Source organism: Kitasatospora sp. NPDC058046, from assembly GCF_042885595.1.
Taxonomy (GTDB): Bacteria; Actinomycetota; Actinomycetes; order Streptomycetales; family Streptomycetaceae; genus Kitasatospora.
Genome location: NZ_JBHVRS010000019.1, coordinates 183,678 through 204,199 on the forward strand (window position 1 = coordinate 183,678; position 20,522 = coordinate 204,199).

General features: G+C 75.4%; 24 protein-coding genes and 1 riboswitch. Of the genes, 9 read left to right on the forward strand and 15 right to left on the reverse strand.

Annotation, left to right across the window (positions count from 1 at the left end; translation table 11 throughout):
- Positions 1 to 135: 135 nt before the first annotated feature.
- On the forward strand, positions 136 to 1,014 hold the full coding sequence (locus tag ACFVU7_RS32085) for a sigma-70 family RNA polymerase sigma factor (RefSeq protein ID WP_388048582.1): 879 nt from the start codon (positions 136 to 138) through the stop codon (positions 1,012 to 1,014).
- Positions 1,015 to 1,129: 115 nt separating this feature from the next.
- Positions 1,130 to 1,882, forward strand: coding sequence for an alpha/beta fold hydrolase (locus ACFVU7_RS32090; protein ID WP_380739966.1), 753 nt, complete (start codon positions 1,130 to 1,132; stop codon positions 1,880 to 1,882).
- Here ACFVU7_RS32090 and ACFVU7_RS32095 read toward each other — a convergent pair.
- The 3 genes from ACFVU7_RS32095 to ACFVU7_RS32105 form a co-directional block, all read right to left on the reverse strand.
- The gene (locus ACFVU7_RS32095; protein ID WP_388048550.1) at positions 1,867 to 2,790 is read right to left on the reverse strand and encodes an undecaprenyl-diphosphate phosphatase; all 924 of its coding nucleotides are present in this window, start codon (positions 2,788 to 2,790) and stop codon (positions 1,867 to 1,869) included. The two genes, ACFVU7_RS32090 and ACFVU7_RS32095, sit on opposite strands and share 16 nt — an antisense overlap.
- 98 nt (positions 2,791 to 2,888) lie before the next feature.
- The gene (locus ACFVU7_RS32100) at positions 2,889 to 3,104 is read right to left on the reverse strand and encodes a hypothetical protein (protein ID WP_074002072.1); all 216 of its coding nucleotides are present in this window, start codon (positions 3,102 to 3,104) and stop codon (positions 2,889 to 2,891) included.
- A gap of 107 nt (positions 3,105 to 3,211) precedes the next feature.
- A complete protein-coding gene (locus ACFVU7_RS32105) occupies positions 3,212 to 3,994 on the reverse strand; it encodes an NRDE family protein (RefSeq protein WP_388048552.1) in 783 nt (260 codons plus the stop codon).
- Positions 3,995 to 4,149: 155 nt separating this feature from the next.
- Between ACFVU7_RS32105 and ACFVU7_RS32110 the strand changes: the two genes are divergently transcribed.
- Positions 4,150 to 4,662, forward strand: coding sequence for a carboxymuconolactone decarboxylase family protein (locus ACFVU7_RS32110; RefSeq protein WP_387828346.1), 513 nt, complete (start codon positions 4,150 to 4,152; stop codon positions 4,660 to 4,662).
- Positions 4,659 to 5,483, forward strand: a complete 825-nt coding sequence (locus ACFVU7_RS32115; protein WP_375876779.1) for an isocitrate lyase/phosphoenolpyruvate mutase family protein — start codon at positions 4,659 to 4,661, stop codon at positions 5,481 to 5,483. The genes ACFVU7_RS32110 and ACFVU7_RS32115 overlap by 4 nt, the downstream gene beginning before the upstream one ends.
- 112 nt (positions 5,484 to 5,595) lie before the next feature.
- Here the strand turns inward: ACFVU7_RS32115 and ACFVU7_RS32120 are convergent, their stop codons facing one another.
- The 11 genes from ACFVU7_RS32120 to ACFVU7_RS32170 all read right to left on the reverse strand — a co-directional run bounded on the left by ACFVU7_RS32120 (position 5,596) and on the right by ACFVU7_RS32170 (position 15,537).
- A complete protein-coding gene (locus ACFVU7_RS32120) occupies positions 5,596 to 5,856 on the reverse strand; it encodes a hypothetical protein (protein WP_049653159.1) in 261 nt (86 codons plus the stop codon).
- A gap of 43 nt (positions 5,857 to 5,899) precedes the next feature.
- Entirely contained in the window at positions 5,900 to 6,985 is a 1,086-nt protein-coding gene (locus ACFVU7_RS32125) for a cytochrome P450 (protein ID WP_234348443.1), read from the reverse strand.
- Positions 6,970 to 8,433: a cytochrome P450 gene (locus tag ACFVU7_RS32130; RefSeq protein WP_241852825.1), complete on the reverse strand. Its 1,464-nt coding sequence runs from the start codon at positions 8,431 to 8,433 to the stop codon at positions 6,970 to 6,972. The genes ACFVU7_RS32125 and ACFVU7_RS32130 overlap by 16 nt, the downstream gene beginning before the upstream one ends.
- Entirely contained in the window at positions 8,430 to 8,999 is a 570-nt protein-coding gene (locus ACFVU7_RS32135; protein ID WP_049653188.1) for an ATP/GTP-binding protein, read from the reverse strand. The genes ACFVU7_RS32130 and ACFVU7_RS32135 overlap by 4 nt, the downstream gene beginning before the upstream one ends.
- Before the next feature lie 70 nt (positions 9,000 to 9,069).
- Complete coding sequence (locus ACFVU7_RS32140; RefSeq protein ID WP_049653167.1) at positions 9,070 to 9,435, reverse strand: DUF742 domain-containing protein; 366 nt, start codon at positions 9,433 to 9,435, stop codon at positions 9,070 to 9,072.
- A complete protein-coding gene (locus ACFVU7_RS32145) occupies positions 9,432 to 9,845 on the reverse strand; it encodes a roadblock/LC7 domain-containing protein (RefSeq protein WP_049653168.1) in 414 nt (137 codons plus the stop codon). Before ACFVU7_RS32145 ends, ACFVU7_RS32140 begins: the two co-directional genes overlap by 4 nt.
- Complete coding sequence (locus ACFVU7_RS32150; protein WP_074002076.1) at positions 9,829 to 11,088, reverse strand: sensor histidine kinase; 1,260 nt, start codon at positions 11,086 to 11,088, stop codon at positions 9,829 to 9,831. The genes ACFVU7_RS32145 and ACFVU7_RS32150 overlap by 17 nt, the downstream gene beginning before the upstream one ends.
- Before the next feature lie 232 nt (positions 11,089 to 11,320).
- Positions 11,321 to 13,540: a SpoIIE family protein phosphatase gene (locus tag ACFVU7_RS32155; protein WP_388048554.1), complete on the reverse strand. Its 2,220-nt coding sequence runs from the start codon at positions 13,538 to 13,540 to the stop codon at positions 11,321 to 11,323.
- A gap of 125 nt (positions 13,541 to 13,665) precedes the next feature.
- Complete coding sequence (locus ACFVU7_RS32160; protein WP_074002078.1) at positions 13,666 to 14,232, reverse strand: TetR/AcrR family transcriptional regulator; 567 nt, start codon at positions 14,230 to 14,232, stop codon at positions 13,666 to 13,668.
- A gap of 59 nt (positions 14,233 to 14,291) precedes the next feature.
- Positions 14,292 to 15,173, reverse strand: coding sequence for an alpha/beta fold hydrolase (locus tag ACFVU7_RS32165; protein ID WP_198959332.1), 882 nt, complete (start codon positions 15,171 to 15,173; stop codon positions 14,292 to 14,294).
- A gap of 73 nt (positions 15,174 to 15,246) precedes the next feature.
- Positions 15,247 to 15,537 (reverse strand): YiaA/YiaB family inner membrane protein, encoded by a 291-nt coding sequence (locus tag ACFVU7_RS32170; RefSeq protein WP_049653176.1) that lies wholly within the window; start codon positions 15,535 to 15,537, stop codon positions 15,247 to 15,249.
- 195 nt (positions 15,538 to 15,732) lie between these two features.
- A riboswitch (cyclic di-AMP (ydaO/yuaA leader) is annotated at positions 15,733 to 15,891 on the forward strand.
- A gap of 12 nt (positions 15,892 to 15,903) precedes the next feature.
- Between ACFVU7_RS32170 and ACFVU7_RS32175 the strand changes: the two genes are divergently transcribed.
- The gene (locus ACFVU7_RS32175; protein WP_053112130.1) at positions 15,904 to 16,752 is read left to right on the forward strand and encodes a M23 family metallopeptidase; all 849 of its coding nucleotides are present in this window, start codon (positions 15,904 to 15,906) and stop codon (positions 16,750 to 16,752) included.
- Between the two features lie 93 nt (positions 16,753 to 16,845).
- Here ACFVU7_RS32175 and ACFVU7_RS32180 read toward each other — a convergent pair whose 3' ends face one another.
- A complete protein-coding gene (locus tag ACFVU7_RS32180) occupies positions 16,846 to 17,721 on the reverse strand; it encodes a hypothetical protein (protein WP_049653179.1) in 876 nt (291 codons plus the stop codon).
- Positions 17,722 to 17,763: 42 nt separating this feature from the next.
- Between ACFVU7_RS32180 and ACFVU7_RS32185 the strand changes: the two genes are divergently transcribed.
- The 4 genes from ACFVU7_RS32185 to ACFVU7_RS32200 all read left to right on the forward strand — a co-directional run bounded on the left by ACFVU7_RS32185 (position 17,764) and on the right by ACFVU7_RS32200 (position 20,514).
- On the forward strand, positions 17,764 to 18,333 hold the full coding sequence (locus tag ACFVU7_RS32185; protein WP_388048557.1) for a GNAT family N-acetyltransferase: 570 nt from the start codon (positions 17,764 to 17,766) through the stop codon (positions 18,331 to 18,333).
- 120 nt (positions 18,334 to 18,453) lie between these two features.
- On the forward strand, positions 18,454 to 19,194 hold the full coding sequence (locus tag ACFVU7_RS32190; protein WP_053112132.1) for a sensor domain-containing protein: 741 nt from the start codon (positions 18,454 to 18,456) through the stop codon (positions 19,192 to 19,194).
- 90 nt (positions 19,195 to 19,284) lie between these two features.
- Complete coding sequence (locus ACFVU7_RS32195) at positions 19,285 to 20,028, forward strand: class I SAM-dependent methyltransferase (protein ID WP_388048559.1); 744 nt, start codon at positions 19,285 to 19,287, stop codon at positions 20,026 to 20,028.
- Positions 20,029 to 20,064: 36 nt separating this feature from the next.
- Positions 20,065 to 20,514, forward strand: coding sequence for a GNAT family N-acetyltransferase (locus ACFVU7_RS32200; protein ID WP_387828364.1), 450 nt, complete (start codon positions 20,065 to 20,067; stop codon positions 20,512 to 20,514).
- Positions 20,515 to 20,522: the final 8 nt, after the last annotated feature.

Consider the following 20,522-nt stretch of genomic DNA (forward strand, 5'->3'; position numbering starts at 1 on the left):
CCTCATCGTGTCCTCCCGGTCGGTTAGCGTCCGTCACTGGACCGACGGATCCCGACCCGAGGATGTGACAGGGTGAGCGAGGAGAACCTCCCGGCCGAGCCGGCTGAAGCAGTCGAACCGGCCGAACCGACCGAACTGACCGAACTGGCCCGGCGTTTCGAGGCGGAGCGCCCCCGGCTGCGGGCGGTGGCCTACCGGATGCTCGGGTCGCTCGCCGAGGCCGAGGACGCCGTGCAGGAGGCCTGGCTGAAGCTCAGCCGCAGCGATGTGGGCGGGGTGCGCAACCTCGGGGCGTGGCTCACCACCGTGGTCGGCCGGGTCTGCCTGGACCAGTTGCGTTCCCGTGCCTCCCGCCGGGAGGATCCGCTGCCCGAGCAGGAGGGCCGGGTGCGGCTGCCGGACCCGGTGGTCGGCGGGCTGTCGGCGCTGGACCCGGTGCACGAGGTGCTGGTCGCGGACTCGGTCGGGATCGCGCTGATGGTGGTCCTGGAGACGCTCTCCCCGGCGGAGCGGGTGGCCTTCGTGCTGCACGACATGTTCGAGGTGCCCTTCGACGGGATCGCCGAGGTGCTCGGCCGGACCTCCGCCTCCACCCGGCAGTTGGCCAGCCGCGCCCGTCGCAGGGTCCAGGGCGCGACCCCGGCCGCGGACTCCGACGACGCCCGCAAGCGCGAGGTGGTGGAGGCCTTCCTGCGGGCCGCCCGGGGCGGGGACTTCGACGCTCTGCTGACGGTGCTCGACCCGGACGTGGTGGCCCGGTCGGACGGCGGCACGCTGGTGCCGAGCGTGCTGCGCCGCGGTGCGGCGGACGTCGCCTCGCAGGCGATCGCCTTCGCCCGGTTCGCCGCCGACGGCCGGCTGGTGCTGGTCAACGGCTCGCCCGGGGTGGTGTCCTTCGCCGGGGGCCGTCCGCTGTCGGTCATGTCGTTCACCGTCCACGGGGGCCGGATCACCGGGCTGGACATCCTCACCGACCCGACCCGGCTGGCCGCCCTGGGCCTCACCACCGGCTGACCCGGGAACCGCCGGGGGCGCCCGGGTGCGGGCGGGGCGCCCCCACCGTTCCTCCACGTGGTGTTTCCCGTCGCTTTCCGGGCCGCCGTCACACTCGCGCGCTACGGTGCCGCCCATGGCGAACTTTGTGCTGGTGGCGGGCGCCTGGCTCGGCGCCTGGGCGTGGGACGAGGTCGTGGCGGAGCTGCGCGCGGCCGGGCACGGGGCGTACCCGCTGACGCTCTCCGGGCTCGCGGAGAAGCGCGGCGCGCCCGCCGGGCAGCAGGCGCACGTGGCGGACGTCGTCGCGGAGGTGGAGCGGCTGGACCTGCGCGAGGTGGTGCTGGTCGGGCACAGCTACTCGGGCATCCCGGTGGGCCAGGCCGCCGAGCGGATCGGCGGGCGGCTGGCCGGGCTGGTCCTGGTGGACGCCAACGTGCCGGTGGCGGGGGAGTCCTTCGCCGACCAGCTGCCGGAGCCGGCCGCGCTGCGGGCCGACCTGGCCGCGCACGGGGGCTGGTGGCCGCCGCTGCCGCCGGCCGAGTTCGCCGAGCAGGGGCTGACGGTCGGGCAGATCGCCCGGATCGCCGCGGGGGCGACCCCGCACCCGGGCCCCTCGCTGACCGAACCGGCCTTCCTGGAGGGCCCGTTGAGCGGGCTCCCGGCGGTGTACGTGAAGTGCCTGATGGACTGGCCGGAGCCGCCGCCGGTGGTCGCCGGGCTGGTCGCGGACGGCCACTGGCGGCTGGTGGAGCTGGACACCGGGCACTGGCCGATGTTCTCCCGGCCGGCCGACCTCGCCGGGATCCTGGGCGAGGCGGCCCGTACGGCGAAGAGCGGTGGCCGGACGGCCCGGAGCGGCGGCCGGACGGCTCAGAGCGACAGGTAGACCGCGCTGCCGACGCCGGCCAGGAAGCAGTACAGCGCGAACGGCGTCAGGCTGCGGGTCTCGAAGTACCGGGTGAGGAACCGCACCGAGACGTAGCCGGCCACGAAGGCGGCGACGCTGCCCGCGAGGACGGGGCCGAGCACGCCGGAGTTCTCCGGCCTGAACAGCTCGGGCACCTTGAGCACCGAGGCGGCCAGGATGACCGGGGTGGCGAGCAGGAAGGAGAACCGGGCGGCGTCCTCGTGGTGCAGTCCGCGCAGGATGCCGGCGCTCATGGTGACGCCGGAGCGGCTGATGCCCGGGAACAGCGCGAGGATCTGCGCGGCGCCGATCCAGGCGCCCTGCCCGTAGCCGAGCCTGGTCAGCCGGTGGTCGGAGGCGATCGCCGGGTCCAGGCCCGGCTCGTCGGCGGCGTGTCCGGCGGTGTGTCCGGCCCGGCGGCGGCCGGTGCCGCCGCGCTTGAGCCGCTCGGCGCCGAGCAGCACGAGCCCGTTGAGGGCGAGGAAGACCGCGGCCGGGACGGGCTTGCCGAGCGCGTTGCGCAGGGCCTTCTCCAGCGCGAGGCCGGCCACGCCGACCGGGATGGTGGACAGGACGAGCAGCCAGGCGAGCCTCTCGTTGCGGGTCTCCACCCGGCGGTGCCGGATCGAGCCGAACAGCCCCTCGACCACCCGGACCCAGTCCTTGCGGAAGTAGACCACCAGGGCGAGCGCGGTGGCCAGGTGCAGGGCGACCAGGGCGGCGAGGTACGAGGAGCCCTCGGCGGTCATGTCGAGGTCGTGCTGGATCCGCCCGCCGATCAGGGCGGGCAGCAGGATGCTGTGGCCGAGGCTGGAGACCGGGAAGAGTTCCGTCACGCCCTGGAGCAGGCCGACGCCTATCGCTTCCGGGTAGGTCAGGGTCGACATCGCGCACCTTCGCTCGGGGGTCGGTGGCCGGCCGGGTCGGGGGCCCTCGCGAAGCTACTACGCGCATGTAGACGTTCGGCAGCCCCGCCGTCGGAAGTTCACCGACCGTACGGCTGCGGGACACCGGGGGCGAGGTGCCCGATCAGCGCCGCCGCCACGGAGGCCAGGACGGTGGCGGACGGGACGGCCCGGTGCGCCGCGTCGCCGAGCAGGACGACGGCGGTCACCGCGGCCGGCATGCCGGCCAGCGGCAGGGCGACGGTCAGGACGGCGAGCAGGCGGCGGGGGCGGCGCGGGGGGTCCGGGCGGGTCACGGCGGTCTCCTTCGGGCTCGACCCGGGCCACGATGCCGCCTCCCGCAGCGTCAGGTGCAAGCCCTTTTTCCGGCGCCGCCCGCAGCCGCCCGCCGCGACCCGGCGGGTCAGCCCGTCGCCACCCGCCGCCACCCCGGCCTGTCCGCGGCCACCGGCGCGGCCGCGAAGTCGTAGCGCAGCAGGTCCGGCCCGAGCGCGAGCAGCGAGATCGACGAGGACCCCCAGATCCGCCCGTCGCCGAAGTCGCGCCGCTGGATCAGCGCGGCGTCCGCGTCCGGCGCCAGCCCGTCCCCGGCGACGATCGGCAGCCATCCGCCCCAGGCCGCGGCGGCCGGCCCGTCGGTGGTCGGTTCGGGCCGGGGTTCGGCGGTGAGGCGGGACCGGAAGTGGGCGGCCCGCGCGGCCATCAGGTCGCGGATCCGCTCGGAGGTGGTCCGGTCGGCCGCCCGGCCCTCCAGCCCGTCGTTGAGCACCACGCTCAGGCCGGACGGCAGTTCGCGCTCGTCCAGCCGTCCGCCGCTCCAGCTGGACACCCGGGCCCCGTCGGCCCGGACCAGGACGAGGTGGAACGGGTCGTACGGGGTGAGGTCGAGGTGGCCGATGCCGCCCTCCCGGACGGCGGTGAGCGGCAGCCGGCCGCGGGTGCGCCGGGCCTCGGCGGGGGCGAGCGGGCCGAAGCCGTTCAGCAGGCAGGCGGCGGTGCGCCGGGCCGGGTCGACGGCCAGCCAGGTGCCGCCGGCCGCGAGGTCCAGTCCGCCGAGCAGGTCGGGCCGGTCCGGCCAGTGGTGGTCCGGCGGCAGCCAGGCGCGGCCCAGGTACTCGTCCCGGACGGACAGCAGCAGCACCGGCACGGCCGCTTCCGGCTCGATGCTGACGAACGCCGTGCACACGACCGGGCCCCCTGACCTCGTCCTGTCGGAGACCCCCTGGCGGTGATCTCCTGCCGGCGATCCTCGCACGGTCGTTCGCACGCCGGAAGTGGCCCAAGGAACGCGTGGCCGAACGCACCAGGACGGCAGGCCACCCCGCTCCTAGGCTGGCGACCATGACGACGAACGAGACCACGCGCGCGACCGCGGACGGGACGGCCGGTACGGACGGCGCCCCGGTGCCCGCCCCCGAGCAGCGCCTGCTGATGCACAAGCTCGCCCCCGCCTACTACCAGGCGATGGTCGCCGTGGACCGGGCCTCCCGGGAGGGCGTCGACCCGGTCATCGCCGAGCTGGTCAAGGTGCACGCCTCGATGATCAACGGCTGCGCCTTCTGCATCGACATGCACGCCACCGACGCCCGTAAGCACGGCGAGCAGGACCACCGCCTGGTCTCCCTCCCGGCCTGGCGCGAGACCCCGTGGTTCACCGCCCGTGAGCGCGCCGCCCTGGCCCTCACCGAGTCCGTCACCCTGCTGACCCAGGGGCACGTGCCGGACGCCGTGTACGCGGAGGCCGCCGCGCGGTTCGACGAGACCGAGCTGGCCCAGCTGATCGCGCTGATCGCCACCATCAACGCCTGGAACCGGATCGGCGTGTCCACCCGCATGAGCCCGGCCGCCCGGTGAGCGCCGCGGACCCCGCCGTCCGGCGGGAGCGGGCCCGGCTGCTGCGGGAGCTGCACCGCCCGGGCGAGCCGCTGGTGCTGGCGAACGCCTGGGACGTGCCGAGCGCCCGGCTGGTGGCCGCCGCCGGGGCGCGGGCGGTGGCGACGGCCAGCGCGAGCGTGTCCTGGTCGCTCGGCAGCGCGGACGGCGGCGGCGCCGACCCCGGGCAGGTGCTGGCCCGGACCGCCCAGGTGGTCCGCGCGGTCGACCTGCCGGTCACCGCGGACCTGGAGGGCGGCTACGCGGACACCGCCGCCGGGGTCGGGGAGACGGTCGCCGCGCTGCTCGCCACCGGTGCCGTCGGGGTGAACCTGGAGGACGAGGGGCGCCCCCCGGCGGAGGCCGCCGAGCGGATCGCGGCCGCCCGGGCCGCGGCGGACGCGGCCGGCGTGCCGCTCTTCGTCAACGCCCGGACCGACGTGTTCCTGCGCGGGATCGGCGCCCCGGAGGGCCGGCTGGACGACGCGGTGCACCGGCTGCGGGCGTACGTCGAGGCGGGCGCGGACGGGGTGTTCGTCCCCGGGGTGTCCGACCCGGAGACCATCGCCGCCCTGGTCGAGGCCGTCCCGGCGCCGCTGAACGTGCTGGCCGGCCCCGGCTCCCCGGCGGTCGCCGAGCTGGCGAAGCTCGGCGTGGCCCGGATCAGCCTGGGCCCGGGCCTGGCCGAGGTGGCGTACGCGGCGGTCCGCCGGGCCGCCGAGGAGGTGTACGGGAGCGGCACGTTCACCGCGCTCGCGCAGGGGCTGGGCTACCCGGAGCTCAACCGGCTGTCCGCGCTCTGAACCCGGCGGCCTGAGCGCCGCGGGTCGAGCGGTCGTCGTGCGTCGGGTGGCGTGGGCGGCCGGCCGTTCGGGGGTCGGCCGGCCGCCCGCGCTCCGGTGGCGGAGCGCCGGGTCAGTTCAGGATCTGCCCGCTGAGCCCCGGGTGGGCCATCTGGTTGGTCCCGATCGCCTCGATCTCGTTGGCGGGCTTGCCGAGCAGCGGGAGCTTGCCCACGGTCCGCAGGGCGAGGTCGCCCGGGGAGACTTCGAGGCCGTCGGTGAGCCCGCCGGTGGCGTCCGGCGAGGAGGCGGTCTGGGAGGTGGCGGAGGCCGCCGGGACGGCGAGGGCGAGGCCCGCCATGGTGAGGGCGGCCAGGGTGGCGAGTTTCTTCATGCCCTGCCGAACGACCCGGACCGCCCTCAGGTAACCGGTCGGCTCAGACCGTCACCCACAGGGTGCGCACGCTGTTGCTGACGAACGAGGCGATCGGCTCGTCGGTCCGGCCCTCCGCGAGGGCCAGCCCCGGGAAGCGGGTGAACAGGTGCCGCAGCGCCGTCTCGGCCTCCATCCGGGCGAGCCCGGAGCCGAGGCAGAAGTGCGGGCCGTGGCCGAGCGACAGGTGCTTGGCGGGCTGCCGGGTGAGGTCGAAGCGGTCCGCGTCCGGGTGGTGCCCGGAGTCCCGCCCGGCCGCCGCGTAGGAGGCCAGCAGCGCCTCGCCGCGCCGGATCACCACGTCGCCGACCGCGATGTCCTCGCTCGCGTAGCGCAGCGGGAACTGCCCGACCGGGGAGTCGTAGCGCAGGGTCTCCTCGACCACCGCCGACCACGGCTGCTCCCCGTCCAGGACGAGCCGCAGCTGGTCCGGGTGGGCGAGCAGGGCGCGGACGGCGTTGGTGATCAGGTTGAGCGTGGTCTCGTGCCCGGCGACCAGCATCAGCAGCAGGGTGCCGACCAGCTCGGCCTCGCTGAGCCGGTCGCCCGCCTCGTGGACGGCGATCAGGTCGGTGGTCAGGTCGTCGCCGGGCTCGGCCCGCTTGGCCGCCACCACCGAGGCCAGCAGCGCGTTCAGGCCCCGCTGCGCGGCCAGCGCCGCCGCCGGGGTGGCCGAGCTGGAGACCATGGTGTCGGACAGCTCGTGCAGCTCGTCCTGCTCCGCCAGCCCGAGGCCGAGCAGTTCGCCGATCACCTGCATCGGCAGCGGGTAGGCGAAGTGCCGCCGCAGGTCGAACTCGCCCTCCAGCTTCGCGACCCCGTCCAGCAGCGCGACCGTCCGGGCCTCGACGGCGGGGGCCAGGTCGGCTATCCGGCGCGGGGTGAAGGCCTGCGAGACCAGTCCGCGCAGCCGCCGGTGGTCCTCGCCGTCGGCGGTGACCATGCCGGGGACGACGATGAAGTTGAGCAGCGGCCAGCCCTCCGGCAGCCGCCCCTCCCGGAAGGTCGTCCAGAGCCGGGCGTCCTTGCCGACCCGGGGGTCGGACAGCAGCGACTGGAGGGTGTCGTGGTGGGTTACCGCCCAGACCACCACCCCGCCAGGGAGCTCCACCAGGACCGCGGGGCCGGCTTCGCGGAGTCGGGCGTTCTCGCCGTGCTGGTCGCGGCCGAAGGGGTCGAGTCTGACGGGCTCGGCGCGGGTTCCGGATTCGGTGGTGGTGTCCATGCGGGCCTCTCGGGGGCGGGCGGGCGGGGCGGGGTGAAGGCGCTGTAGAGCACCGGGAGGGCGGTCAGGGCCCGGGACCACGGGGACGGGCGCCAGGCCAACTCGCCGGGCGGTACGGCCAGTTGGAGGTCCGGCAGGCGGTGCAGCAGGGTCTCGACGGCGGTCTCGACGATGATCCGGGCCGGGTGCTGGGCGGGGCAGACGTGCCGGCCCGCGCCCCAGGCGAGGTGGGCCCGGTTGCCGCCGAGCGAGCCCTGCGCGGCGGCCGAGACGCCCTGCGCGGCCGGGTCGGCGTTGGCCGCGGCCAGGCCGAGGACGAGCATGTCGCCGGCGCTGATGTACTGGCCGCCGAGCACGGTGTCGCCGGTGGCCCAGCGGCCGGGGAAGTTCTGGGTGGGCGGGTCGCGCCAGAGCACCTCCTCCAGCGCGTCGGAGACGGTCAGCCGCCCGCCGGTGAGGGTGGCCCGGAAGCGCCGGTCGGTGAGCAGCAGCCGCAGCGTGTTGCCGGTCCAGTTGATGGACGTCTCGTTGCCCGCGACCATCAGCACCACCAGGTGGTGCACCGCCTCCTCGTCGGTCAGCCCGGCCGGGTGGGCGAGCAGCCAGGAGGTGAGGTCGGCGCTGGGGGCGGCCCGGCGGCGGCGCACCAGGTCGACGAGCAGTGCCTGGAACTCCAGTCCGGCGCGCTGCGACTGCGCGCTGCTGTCCACGAAGTGGCTGATCAGCTCGACCACCCGGGGCCCGCTCTCCACCGGCAGTCCGACCAGCTGGGTGAAGACCAGCAGCGGCAGCCGGCGCGCGTACTGGGCGACCAGGTCGGCGGTGCCGTCCGGGCCCCAGCCGTCGATCAGCCCGTTGGCGGCTGCCTCGGTGGTGCCGCGCAGCTGGCGGTGGTCGATCTGGGCGAGGGTGTCGGAGACGGCGGCGCGCAGCCGCTGGTGCTCGGCGCCGTCCAGGTTGAGCAGGGTGGGCCGCCAGGAGGTCATCGGCAGCAGCCGGGAGTCGGCCGCCAGCCGGCCCTCGGCGGGCACCCGCCAGCGGCGCGAGTCCTTGGAGAACAGCGCCTCGTTGCGGGTGAGTTCGAGCAGTTCGGCGTAGCCGAGGACGAGCCAGGCCTCGACCCCGGGCTCCAGCTCGATCGGGGCGACCGGCCCGTAGCGCTCGCGCAGCCGGGCGTACAGGCCGTGCGGGTCCTCGGCGACGGCCGGGCCGTACAGCGGCGTCAGCGGCACGCCCACGGGCAGCCCGCCGGGCCGTCCGCCGCCGTGGGCGACGGGGCACCCGGGGGCTCCCGGGTGTTCGGGGGAGGTCATCCCTGGAGCTCCAGGATCGAGTTGCGGTGCAGGTGGTCGACGAAGTCGATCAGCAGGTCGTAGGACTGCCGGCGGTCGCGCGCGTCGCAGTGCAGGATCGGCACCTCCGGCAGCAGGTCCAGCGCCGAGCGCAGCTCCTCCTCCGGGTAACTCGGCGTGTCCGGGAAGGTGTTGACCGCGACCGCGAACGGGATGCGCTGCTCCTCCAGCCGGCCGAGCACGTCGAAGCTCTCGTCCGGGCGGCGCAGGTCGACCATGGCGATGGCGCCGAGCGCTCCGCGCGACAGGTCGTCCCAGAGCGGCCAGAACCGCTGCTGCCCGGGCGTGCCGAACAGGTACAGCGCGAGCCGCGAGTTGAGCGTGATCCGGCCGAAGTCCAGCGCCACCGTGGTGGTGGTCTTGCCGGCGCGACCGGTGAGGTCGTCGATGCCGGCGCTGGCGGCGGTCATGGTCTCCTCGGTGCGCAGCGGGGTGATCTCGCTCAGCGAGCCGACCAGGGTGGTCTTGCCGACCCCGAACGGACCGGTGACCAGGATCTTGACCGCGCCCTGCACCGAGGAGGGCAGGTACTGCGGCCCGGCGGCGGACCCGGCGGTGTCCGTGGCGCCCGGTGCGTCCGGGGCGTCGGGGACGGCTTCAGCGGAGTTGGCGGAGGCCAACGAGCACCTCCTCCAGGAGGGTTGCGGGCAGGCGTTCGGCCTGGGGGACGGGCGGGAGCACCTGCACGGCGCCGAGGTCCCAGAGGTCACCGACCAGTACCTTGACGACGCCGAGCGGCAGCCCCAGGTGGGCCGCCACCTCGGCGACGGACAGCAGGCTGTGGCAGAGCGCGAGGATGCGCCGGTGCTCACGGTTGATCAGCTCGTGCTCGGGCAGGTCCGGCGGCTCGGGCAGTCCTAATGGTCCGGGCACGGCGCTGACCAGGCTCTCCACGGCCAGATCGGACCGGGTGGGGCGGCTGCGCCCACCGGTGATGACGTACGGCCGGACCGGGCCGCTCACCGGTGGCCCCCCGCCGCGTGGTCGACGCGCGGCGGGCTGGTGAGGTGGGTGCCGATCCGCTCGACCAGGACCTGCATCTGGTAGGCGACCAGGCCGGCGTCGACCGCCTCGCCGGCCACCACGGCCAGGTGCGCGCCGGCCCCGGCGGCGACGACGAAGAGGTAGCCGCCGCCGTACTCGATGATGATCTGGCGGGTGGCGCTGCCCGGTCCGCCGAAGCCCGTCGCGACGCCGCGGGCCAGCGACTGCAGTCCGGAGCAGGCGGCGGCGAGCCGTTCGGCGTCGTCGCGCGGGATGCCCGCGCTGCGGCCGATCTCCAGGCCGTCGTTGGAGACGACGACGGCGTGCTGGACCTGCGGGACGGCGATGATGTCGGCGAGCAGCCAGCCGAGATCAGGGGTGGTGGTCATGGAACTCTCCGGAGCGCTGGGGAAGTCGGGGGGAAGCGGGAAGGGAAGGGGTGGACTGGGCCCGGGCGGCGGAACGGCCGCTGGCCGTCCCGGCCTGGAACATCGCCATGAACGCCTGCGCGTCCCGGGCCGAGCGGTACGGCGGCGCGGGCGGCGGTGGGGGAGCGGCGTGCTGGGCGGGGCGGCCCGTGCGGCCGCGCCGGTGGCTCCGGCGGGGCAGCGGGGGAGGGGTGTCACCGGTCGCGGCGTGCCGGCCGGGCGGCGGGGTCTCCACCAGGGGGTGGCCGGCGGGAGAGGCCGGCCGGGGGCCGGGGTTGAACGCCCGGTCGTCCGGCCCGAGGCCGGGGACGGTGGGCGGCAGCGGCTCGGTGAGCAGCGCGTTCGGCAGCAGCAGGACCACCCGCACGCCACCGTACGGCGAGGGCGCCGAGCTGAGCGTGACCCGGAAGCCGTACTGCTCGGCGAGCCGGCCGACCGCGGCGAGGCCCAGCTGCGGCACCTCGCCGAGCCGGGAGACCTCCAGGGTGCTGCCGCCGGCCAGCGCGGCGGCGGCCTTGGCGACGGCCTGTTCCGGCATGCCGACGCCGCCGTCGTCGATCTCGATGACGGCGCCGTTGTGGACCGGCATCAGGGTGACGAACACCTGGGTGCTGGGCGGGGAGTAGCGGGTGGCGTTGTCCAGCAGCTCGGCGATCGCGTGGATCAGCGCCTCGGCGGCGGCGCCGACCACCGCGGTCTCGGTCCGGCTGCGCACCACCACGCGCTGGAACGGCAGGATGCGCGACTGGGCGCCGCGGACGACGTCCTCCAGCGAGACCGGTTCCGGCCAGTGCCGGCCGGCCCGCGCGCCGCACAGCACGGCCAGGGTCTGGGCCAGCCGGGCCTGTTGGGCGGCCGCGTGGTCGGCCTTGAGCAGGCCCTCCAGCAGCGTCGGGTCGTCGTGGGTGCGCTCCATCTCGTCCAGCAGCGCCTGCTGGTCGTGGGCCATCACCAGGATCCGGCGGGCGACGCTGAGGAAGGCCCGCTGGGTGGAGGCGGTGTGCTCCTGCTCCTGCTGGACGGCGGCGAGTTCGGCGCCGCGGCGGGAGAGCTCGGTGGCCAGCTGTTCCTGGACGGCGAGGAGTTCGCCGCGCAGCCGGTCGGCGCGGCCGCGCTGGGTGACGGACACGGCGCGGTACCGCGCGGCGGCCACGAGGGCGAGGACGGCGAGTACGCCGGTTGCCGTTACGGACCACTGAGTCATCGTCACGCCGCGAATTCTAGGGTGATGATCCTACGAAGGTGTGAACGGATCTCGCCAAGTGACCGGATCTCGTCAATATCGAGTCAATTCGGCGTCAATCGGCAATCGTTCGACCCCGATCCCACCGCCTGACGAGGTATCGGAGCGGCCCGATCGGCACCGCCGGGAACGTCGGGATCGAGCCGCCCGGCCGGATCGCGTCCGGTGATGTGTGGGGCCTGTGCGCACGGTGTTACGGAAGGGGCGCCGTCCGGTGCAGGAGCAGCAGCGCCACGTCGTCCGGCCGGGACCGCCGCTCGGTCACGTTCAGGGTGAGCAGATCGGCCAGCCGCTCCAGCGCCGGCGCCGGGCCGATCCGCCCCGGACCGGTCTGCCGCGCCCACAGTTCGAGCCCGCCGAGCATCCGCTGCACCGACTCGTCGTAGTCCTCCTCGCGGTCCTCGACCAGCCCGTCGGTGTACGCCAGCAGCGTCTCGCCGACCGCCAGCCGCTCCACCGCCAGCGGGTACGGCCGCTCCGGGGCCACCCCCAGCGGCGGCCCGCCCGGCAGCTCCAGCTCGACGGCCGCGGCGTCGGCGGTGATCCGCACCGGCGCCGGGTGCCCGGCCCGGGCCGCGGTCAGCACGCCGTCGGCCGGGTCCAGGGTCAGGTAGAGGCAGGTCGCGAACAGCTCGGTGTCCAGCTCGGCCAGCAGCCGGCTGGTGCGGGTCAGGGTGGCGGCCGGGTCGTGCCCGTCCGTCGCGTACGCCCGCAGCCCGCTGCGCAGTTGGCCCATCACCGCGGTGGCCTCCGCGTTGTGGCCCTGGACGTCGCCGATCACCAGCCCGATCCGGCCGTCCGGCAGCCGCAGCAGGTCGTACCAGTCGCCGCCGATCTGCATCCCCTCGGTGCTCGGCAGGTAGCGGGCGGCGCTGGCGATCCCGGCCAGCCGCGGCAGGGTGCGCGGGAGCATCGCCCGCTGCAGCTCGGAGGCCCGGTGGTGGTGGGTGTCGTACAGCCGGGCCCGCTCCAGGGACTGCGCCAGGATGCCGGCGAAGGCCGAGTACAGGGTGCGGTCCTCCCGGCTGAACACCCGCTCGGCGGCGAAGGTGATCAGGCACGAGCCGACCTGCTGCCCGGAGGCGACCAGCGGCAGCACCGCCCAGGCGGCCGGGGTGAGCGGGTCGCGCCGGGTGCGGGCGGCGGCGGGCTCGCTGAACAGCGGGGCGGAGCGGGCCAGCGAACGCTGCATCACGGACTCGGACAGGTCCGCCAGACGGGTGAGCTCGGTGCGGCGCGGGCCCCCGTACACGGTGTGCGAGACGGGCAGCAGCCGGCCCTCGTCCACCAGGTCCAGGACGATGCCGGCGGCGCCGAGCGCCGGGAGGGCGACGTCGGTGACGGCGGTGGTGACGTCCCGGACGGTCACCGCCCGGGACAGCGCCCGGGTGAGCGTCAGCAGCAGCGCCGTCCGGGCGGCGGCCGGGGAGTTCCGCCCCTCGGCCGGCGGCGGCTCCCGGTGCCCGGCCTCGGCCAGCAGCCCGGCGATCCGCACCGGCCGCCCGTGCACGTCCAGCATCACCTCGCCGGACTCCTCGACCCGGGCGACCTTGCCGCCGGGCCGCAGCACCCGGTAGCCGATCCGGTAGCGGCCGCCGGCGGCCAGCGCCTCGGCGAGCGCCGCGTGCACGTCCGGCAGGTCCTCCGGGTGGACCAGCCGGTCCAGCTCGGGGGCGGCACCGTCCGGGGCGGGCGGGCGGCCCGCCAGCCGGAACGCCTCGGCGTCCCAGTAGCTCTCCCCGGTGACCAGGTCGCGCTCGAAGGCCCCGTGCCCGGCGGCCCGCACGGCCAGCGACAGCAGCGGGTGGGCCAGCCCGGCGGGGCGGCCGTCCGCCGCCCGCGGGTCCTCGGGTAACCGGACGCCGTACGGTGCCCGGGTGCCGTACGGGAGGTGGGCGTCGGCGTGGTCCAGCAGGTGCGCCAGCCGGTGGGCGCAGGCCTCGGCGAGGGTCTCCAGGACGTCCAGGTCGCGGCGCGGCACGGTGCCCCGGTGGGCCAGCGCCAGGGCCAGCACACCGATCGGCCGCTCGTCCACGACCATCGGCAGGGTGATCACGGCGACCATCCCGGTACCCATGCCGGTGTTCCGGTTCGGGTAGTCGACGCTGGTGTGCTCGGGACTGAGCAGGTACGGGCGGCGCAGCCGCAGGGCCATCGCGGCGGGCAGCTCACCGGCCGGGTCGACCACGCTGTAGCGCTCGTGCGCCCAGTCCGGCAGCCCGTGCGAGGCGGTCAGCCGGAGCATCCCGGCGGAGTCCAGCAGGTACAGCGCGGACCCCTCGCCGGTGATCCAGCTCGGGCCCTCGGCCAGGACGGTGCCGAGCAGCTCGGCCGCGCTGGTGCAGCCCAGCAGCAGCCGCACGCAGCGCATCGCACTGCGCGCGGTCGGACTGCCGGCGGGCTCCAGGGGCACTGGTCCTTGATACCCCATTTCCCCCACCGGCGAAGGCCGACCGAAGCGCCGCACCAGCACCACCGCCACCGCGGGAAGTCGGCCGGGCCGACTTCCTGTGCAGTGCCCGGTGCCGGGCCGGCCGCTTACGCGGGCCAGGCGCGGAGACCGGTGGTGAGGGTGGCGATGAGGCGGTCCTGGGTGGTGGCGAGGTCCTCGGTGAGCTGGAAGGCGCCGGCCGTGGTGAGGGAGGCGAAGCCGTGGGCGACGGAGCGCACGGTGCGGGCGGCGTGGACCGCCTCGGAGCCGTCGAGCCCGTACTCCCGCAGCACGGCGATGATCACGCCGACGAGCCGGGCGGCCGCCCGGGCCAGGTCGTCGTCGGGCTGCGGGGCCTGGGGGAGGGCGTTGTAGCGGTGCGGGTGCTCGGTGGCGTACGCGTGGTAGGCGCGCAGCACGGCGGCGACGGCGTCGTCCCCGCTGCGTCCGACGGCCGCCTCGGCCAGCCGGTCGGCGAGGTCCCCGGTGACCCGGACGGCGATCAGCCGCCGCAGTTCGGCGAGGCCGCCGCTGACGTGCTTGTACAGCGAGGGGGTGGCGACCCCGGCCCGGGCGGCGACGGAGGCCAGGGTGAGGGCCTCGGCGCCCTGCTCGTCGATGAGGGCGAGGGCGTGGTCGACGACCTGGTCGGGGGTCAGTCCTACGCGGGGCATGGGTTCGGGCTCTCCGTACGGATCAGGTCGGGCAGGGGCGGGCAGCGGGCGGGCGGGGCTCAGCCGAGCTCGGCGAGGAACGGCAGCAGGGCGTCCGCGGTGGCCGCCGGGTTGTCGGCCATCGGGTAGTGCCCGGACCCCTCGATCATCGCCTTCCGCGCGCCGAGCGCGGCGGCCTGCCGGTCGGCGACCAGCTCCGGCTTCGGGAAGTCGGGGTCCTTGCTGCCCATGACGACCAGGGCCGGGCACCGCACCGCGGCCGTCCAGCCGACCGGCGCCGAGTCGCCGTGGACGTACCCGCGGGTGGCGGTCTTCCGGCCCGGGGTGCGCAGCGCGGCGACCAGCCCGTCCACGTACGCGTCGAAGTCGGCGGGCCTGGCGCCGGGGAAGGCCATCCGGCGCAGGTAGAAGCCCCAGGCGGCCGGCCAGTGGACGAGGGCGGCGCCCATCAGGCCCATGGCGCCGCGCATCAGGGCGCCCTGCGGCGGGTTCTCGACGAAGGCGTTGAGCAGGACGATCCCGGCGACCCGCTCGGGGGCGTCCCCGGCGGCCTTGACGACGGTGGCCCCGGTGTACGAGTTCCCGGCGAGGACGGCGCGCTCGATGCCGAGGTGGTCGAGCAGGGCGAGGACGTCGCCGGCGAGGGCGGCGGGGCCGTAGTCGTCCCAGGTGATCGAGGATTCGCCGAAGCCCCGCAGGTCCATGGTGACGACCCGGTGGCCGGCGGCGACGAGCAGCGGGCGCAGGTGCCGGTACGCGGCCCGGCTGTCGAGCATGCCGGGGAGCAGGACGACCGGGGTGCCGTCGCCCTGCCGGGTGTCGTCGTAGGCGATCCGGCCGCCGGGGACGGTGAGGTACTGGGTGCTCGGGGTGATGGTGCCGTTCATGGGGTCCTCCTCGGGCCGCCGGTGCGGGGCATCGGCGTTGCTGCCGATAGCCATAAAGCTAAGGCTAATAGCCTTAGCCGTCAAGCGGTCGGGCGTCGGAGGCGTCGGAGAAGAGGGGGAGGGGTGGTCAGACCCCTTCGACCTTGAACGGGTCGTGCTCGCTGAGCAGCTTCTCCAGCCGGGCCTGGTCCACCCGGGTGACCATGTCGTTGGACTCCTGCCGGTCCCGGATCACCTTCGCCAGCGTGAACGCGGAGCTGACCGTGAAGAGGAGGCCGAGTCCGAGGAAGGCCCGGGTCCACCCGCCGACCGGCAGGTAGACGATCCCCACGGCGAGGGCGGTGCCCGACAGGGCGAAGGACAGGACGGCCTGGAGGTAGTAGGCGGCCGTGGTGCGGGTCTGCATCGGTGCGCTCATGGCGTCAGGATGCTGCGGCCCGGCCGGGCCGCACATGAGTAGGCGTACTCAGATGGGGCCGTGCATGAGGGACCGTTCGTTGACGTCCGATCACCTGCCGCGGGGCTGCTCCGAACGGATGGCTTGGAATCAGAGCCTCCTAGGATTAACGTTTGATAACGCAGCGCGGTTGTCAACGCCGTACCCAGACGGCACCGTGCGCCGTCGCCTAATCCCACCGACCGGCCTCCGGGCAGGTCAGGGAGCCGGGGAACCACGTTCCTTGGGGTGAATCGGCGGGGCTCCGGCCCGGCCGTAGGAGACCTTCCTGCTCCGAACCCGTCAGCTAACCCGGTAGGCGCGAAGGAAGGAAAGGAGCGCGCCTCCGTGGCGTCGACGCACACCCCGGCACACCCGGCCGGCTTCGCAGCCGGTACCCAGCTCCTCGACCACCCCGGTCCGGACGGCCCCGAGGCCTTCGGCCCGGAGGACTTCGCCGCGGAGGCCGAGACCAACCGCCACCGGATGCCGCGTCAGACCCGCGGAACCTCCCCGCTGCTCGGCGTCACCGCCGTCGCCGCCACCCTGGGTGCCACCGGCTTCACCTCGGCGACCCCGGCCGCCGCCCCCGCCATCGAGGCCCCGGACGAGACGGCGGTCGCCCTCTCCGCCGACCCCGGCCTCGCGCTCGCCGCCCGCATCCAGAACCAGGCCGACAGCCAGCGCACCGCCGCCGAGGAGACCGCCCGGCTCCAGGCCGCCCAGGAGGCGGAGGCCAAGGCCGCCGCCAAGGAGGCCGAGGCCAAGCGCGCCGCCGAGGAGGCCGAGCGGGCCAAGGCCGCCGCCCTCACCCTCCCGGTGACGGACTACCGGCTCTCCGCCCACTACGGCCAGAGCGCCCGCTACTGGGCCAACCTGCACACCGGCCTGGACTTCGCCGCCGACACCGGCACCCCGGTCCACGCGCTCGGCCAGGGCACCATCACCTCGGCCGGCTGGGCCGGCTCGTACGGCTACCGGATCGTCGAGACCCTGCCCGACGGCACCGAGATCTGGTACTGCCACCTCTCCGCGATCACCAAGGGCTCCGGCAAGGTCGCCGCCGGTCAGCAGATCGGCAAGGTCGGCGCGACCGGCAACGTCACCGGCCCGCACCTGCACATGGAGGTCCGCCCCGGCGGCGGCGCCCCGGTCGACCCGGAGCCCTGGCTCCAGCAGCGCGGCCTCAACCCCTGACGCACCCGCCCTGAGGCACCCGCCCGGGCGGACCCAGCGCGAAGCCCCCGGCCCGGAGCACCAGCACCGGACCGGGGGCTTCCGCGCGGCGTCTCACTCCTCGGCGGGCAGCTGCGCCAGGTACGCCTCGATCTCCTCCTGGCCCGGCTCCGGCGCCAGCTCCGGGAACTCCGTCACCAGCAGCCGCGGCAGCCCCGGCACCGTCCACCCGCCGAACAGGTCGAGCGCCGCCTCGACCGCCGCCTCCTCGAACCGCCCGAAGTCCCCGGCCAGTTCCTCCGGCATCGGCCGCCCCAGCGCGGTCAGCTCCGCCAGGTTGCGGTAGCTGCGCCGCATCAGGCCCTGCTCCAGCAGCCGCCGCGCGCCGTCCGTGGCCATGCCGACCGACAGCACCCGGCCCGGGCCCCAGCCCTGCTCGTCCGGCTCGTCCAGCCAGCCGGCCGGTGCCAGCGCCTCGTACGCGGCCAGCCGCTCCTCCTCCGGGAGCTCCCCGAAGCCGGCCAGCCAGTCCCGCACCGCCGCCGGGTCCGTGACGTCCACCCCGTACGCGTGCAGCAGCAGCGCGTACAGCCGGGGCCAGGTCACCAGGTCGGCGCGGCGCAGCAGCCCGGCCGCGACCTCGCCCTGCCACTCGGCCTCCGCGTGCAGCCGCTCCTGGCGCTTGGCGTTCAGCCGCCGGGACGCCCGCTGGTGGTCGACCAGCAGCCGGACGGCGTCGCCGTAGGCGAACGGGTCCTCCTCGGGCGCGGGTTGGACGTACAGGTGGAGCCGCTCGTACAGCAGGTGCTCCACCGCGTCGGAGGTCAGTTCGGGCCAGCCGTCGTGCATCCTGCCCTCGCCCAGCTCCAGCAGCGCCAGCACCGCGCGCAGCGGCCCCTCGGCCACCGGCGCGCGGCCCTGCTCGGCCGCCCAGGCGAGCAGGTCGGCGGCCTTGGTGCGCGGGGCGAGCCGCAGGTCTTCGTCGTTCATAGTCCGAACGGTAGCCGCCGGGCGGGGATAGGGTCGGCAGCCATGGTCCCCGTACGACTCACCGGCCCGCGCCTGGCCGTCCGCGAGTACCACCACACCGAGGAGGAGGTGGACGCGCTGCACGCGCTGTTCGGCGACCCCGAGGTCACCCGCCACCTGCCCTTCGGGCCGAGCGGCCGGGAGGACTGCGCCGACCAGATCGAGCTCTACCTGGAGGAGGCGATGGCCGAGGAGCGGGACACCTACCGGCTCGCCGTCACCAGGCTCGCCGACGCCGAGGAGCCCGGGGACGCGACGCCGATCGGGCAGGCCGCGCTCACCCTCGACGGGCACGGCGCCGCCGACCTCGGGTGCGTGCTGGCCCGCGGGTCCTGGGGCCGGGGCTACGCGGGCGAGACCGTCGGCCTGCTCCGCGACTTCGCCTTCGGCACCCTGGGCCTGCACCGGCTGACCGCCCGGACCGCCGCGGCCAACCCGGCCCCCGGCCGGGTGCTCACCCGGCTGGGCTTCCGGCCTGAGGGGCGGCCGCGGTCCGACGGGTCCGACGCGTACCTCTTCACGCTGCTCGCCGAGGAGTGGCCGGGCCCGGCCGCCCGGGTGGAGGGGGGTTAACCCCACCCCGGATCCGCCAGGCCTCCGGATCACGGTCGGGCGGCGCGTCCACCAGACTGGACGCAGTCAGCGGGACGAACGAGCGACAGACGACAGCACGAGGGGCCGGGGGCCGGGAACATGAGCAGCAGCCGCAGCGTGGAGGACCGGGAGTGGGACGTTCTGGGCGGTCGCGGTGACGACCCGCGCCCCGTCCGGGCCCGGCGGACCGAGCGGCGTCCGGCCCTGTGGCGGGCCCCGTTCTCGGCGTACTACTACCGCGAGGTCGGCTACGCGCTCACCGGTCTGCCGGTGGCGATCCTCGGCTTCGCCGTCGCGGTCACGATGTTCTGCTTCGGCCTCGCCACCTTCGTCACCGCGCTCGGCCTGCCCGTGCTGGGCGCCCTGACCGCCACGGCCCGCGGCTTCGGCCGGCTGGAGCGGGCCCGGGTGCGCGGCATGCTGGCCCTGGACGTCCCCGGCCCGGAGCCGGTGCGCCGGGTCCGCCAGGGCAGCTGGGGCGCGGTCACCGCGCGGCTGGCGGACGGGGCCGGCTGGAAGGCCGTGCTGTACCAGGTGCTGATGCTCCCCTGGGCGGTGTTCAGCTTCGCGGTGACGCTGGTGTTCCTGCTGCTCGGCTGGGCGGCGGCGCTCTACCCGCTGTACCACTGGGTCTTCCCGACCTACACCTCCTGGCACGGGTACCGGGTGTTCGACTTCTACGACAGCCACGACATCCGGCACGTGTACGACATCGAGGCGCCCTGGCAGATCGCCGGGCTCTCGCTCCTCGGGGTGCTGCTGGTCCTCCTCACCACCCAGCTGGTCCGCGGCCTGACCAACGTCAACCGGGCCGCCGCCCAGGGCCTGCTCGGCCGCTGACCGCCCGGCTCCACCCAGGCCCGACGGCCCCGCCCGCGTCCCGGACCCCTCCCGGATGCGGGCGGGGCCGCTCCGTGTTCGGATGGCCGGGTGTCCGCCGGCCCTCACCCCGCCCTCCCGGACGTGCTGGTCACCTCCCGTCCGCTGGACGAGTACTGCGCCCTGTTCGGCCTCACCCGGGCCCGGCTCGCCGCCCCGCCCGGGCCGCTGCTGGACTGCCCCGGGGGCGCGGCCGGCCTGGCCGCCGAGGCGCGCGAGCTGGGCTGCCGGGTGGTCGCCGTCGACCCGGCGTACGCGCTGCCGCCGCCGGTGGTCGCCGACCTCGCCCTGGCCGCCCGGGCGGCGATGGCCGCCTCGATGACCGCCCGCCCGTGGCTCCACCCCTCGCCCCGCCCGTACCGGCCCGAGCGGTACCTGCGCAGCTGGGACCGGGCCCGCCGGCTGTTCGCCGCCGACTCGGCCGCCCACCCGCAGCGGTACGTGGCCGCCGCGCTGCCCCGGCTGCCGTTCGCGGACGGCGCCTTCGCCCTCACCCTGAGCGGCTATCTGATCTTCGCCTACCCCGAAGTCTTCGGCCCGGAGCACCAGTTGGCGGCGCTGACCGAGCTGGTCCGGGTCACCTCCCCGGACGGTGAGGTCCGGGTCCAGCCGCTGAACGACGGGCACGGCCACCGCTGCGGCCACCTCGACCCGCTGCGGTACGCGCTCGGCGAGCGCCGGATAGCCAGCGAGATCCTCCGCTGTCCGGGGCCGGTGGACGGCCGCACCGTGCGGGTCCTGGTGCTGCGGGCCGCCGACCGACGCCGCCGGGCGGCCGGGCCGCCGGTCATGTAATAGTCACTACTCCGGTTTGCCCCTATACTCGCCGCCATGATCGAGACGACTATCCGGCGCGCAGAGGCGACCGACGCCGACCGGCTCACCGACCTGATCCAGGCCTCCTCCGCCTACCACGGCGAGTACGCGCCGATGATCGACGGCTACCGGGTGACGCCCGACTACATCGCCGGCCACGAGGTGTTCCTCGCCCTCGACCCGGCCACCGACCAACTGCTCGGCTTCTACGGGCTGATCCGCGAACCGGCCGAACTGGACCTGATGTTCGTCGCCGACGAGGCCCAGGGGCGCGGCACCGGCCGCGTGCTGATCGCGCACATGCTGGAGCAGGCCCGCGCGGCCGGCATCGCCAGCGTGCTGGTGGTCTCCCACCCGGACGCCGAGCGCTTCTACCTGCGGGTGGGCGCCGAACGCGTCGGCACCTTCCCCGCGCACGGCAGGATCACCTGGGACCGTCCCGAACTACGCTTCACCATCCGGTAGTTCCCCCG

Bases quoted from the DNA above. Each gene is read 5' to 3' on its own strand.
- ACFVU7_RS32190 (WP_053112132.1), top strand. From the start codon at position 18,454: ATGAGCAGCAGCCGCAGCGTGGAGGACCGGGAGTGGGACGTTCTGGGC.
- ACFVU7_RS32180 (WP_049653179.1), bottom strand. From the start codon at position 17,721: ATGAACGACGAAGACCTGCGGCTCGCCCCGCGCACCAAGGCCGCCGAC.
- ACFVU7_RS32110 (WP_387828346.1), top strand. From the start codon at position 4,150: ATGACGACGAACGAGACCACGCGCGCGACCGCGGACGGGACGGCCGGT.
- ACFVU7_RS32165 (WP_198959332.1), bottom strand. From the start codon at position 15,173: ATGGCTATCGGCAGCAACGCCGATGCCCCGCACCGGCGGCCCGAGGAG.
- ACFVU7_RS32160 (WP_074002078.1), bottom strand. From the start codon at position 14,232: ATGCCCCGCGTAGGACTGACCCCCGACCAGGTCGTCGACCACGCCCTC.
- ACFVU7_RS32120 (WP_049653159.1), bottom strand. From the start codon at position 5,856: ATGAAGAAACTCGCCACCCTGGCCGCCCTCACCATGGCGGGCCTCGCC.
- ACFVU7_RS32145 (WP_049653168.1), bottom strand. From the start codon at position 9,845: ATGACCACCACCCCTGATCTCGGCTGGCTGCTCGCCGACATCATCGCC.
- ACFVU7_RS32185 (WP_388048557.1), top strand. From the start codon at position 17,764: ATGGTCCCCGTACGACTCACCGGCCCGCGCCTGGCCGTCCGCGAGTAC.
- ACFVU7_RS32200 (WP_387828364.1), top strand. From the start codon at position 20,065: ATGATCGAGACGACTATCCGGCGCGCAGAGGCGACCGACGCCGACCGG.
- ACFVU7_RS32150 (WP_074002076.1), bottom strand. From the start codon at position 11,088: ATGACTCAGTGGTCCGTAACGGCAACCGGCGTACTCGCCGTCCTCGCC.
- ACFVU7_RS32090 (WP_380739966.1), top strand. From the start codon at position 1,130: ATGGCGAACTTTGTGCTGGTGGCGGGCGCCTGGCTCGGCGCCTGGGCG.
- ACFVU7_RS32170 (WP_049653176.1), bottom strand. From the start codon at position 15,537: ATGAGCGCACCGATGCAGACCCGCACCACGGCCGCCTACTACCTCCAG.
- ACFVU7_RS32130 (WP_241852825.1), bottom strand. From the start codon at position 8,433: ATGACCTCCCCCGAACACCCGGGAGCCCCCGGGTGCCCCGTCGCCCAC.
- ACFVU7_RS32095 (WP_388048550.1), bottom strand. From the start codon at position 2,790: ATGTCGACCCTGACCTACCCGGAAGCGATAGGCGTCGGCCTGCTCCAG.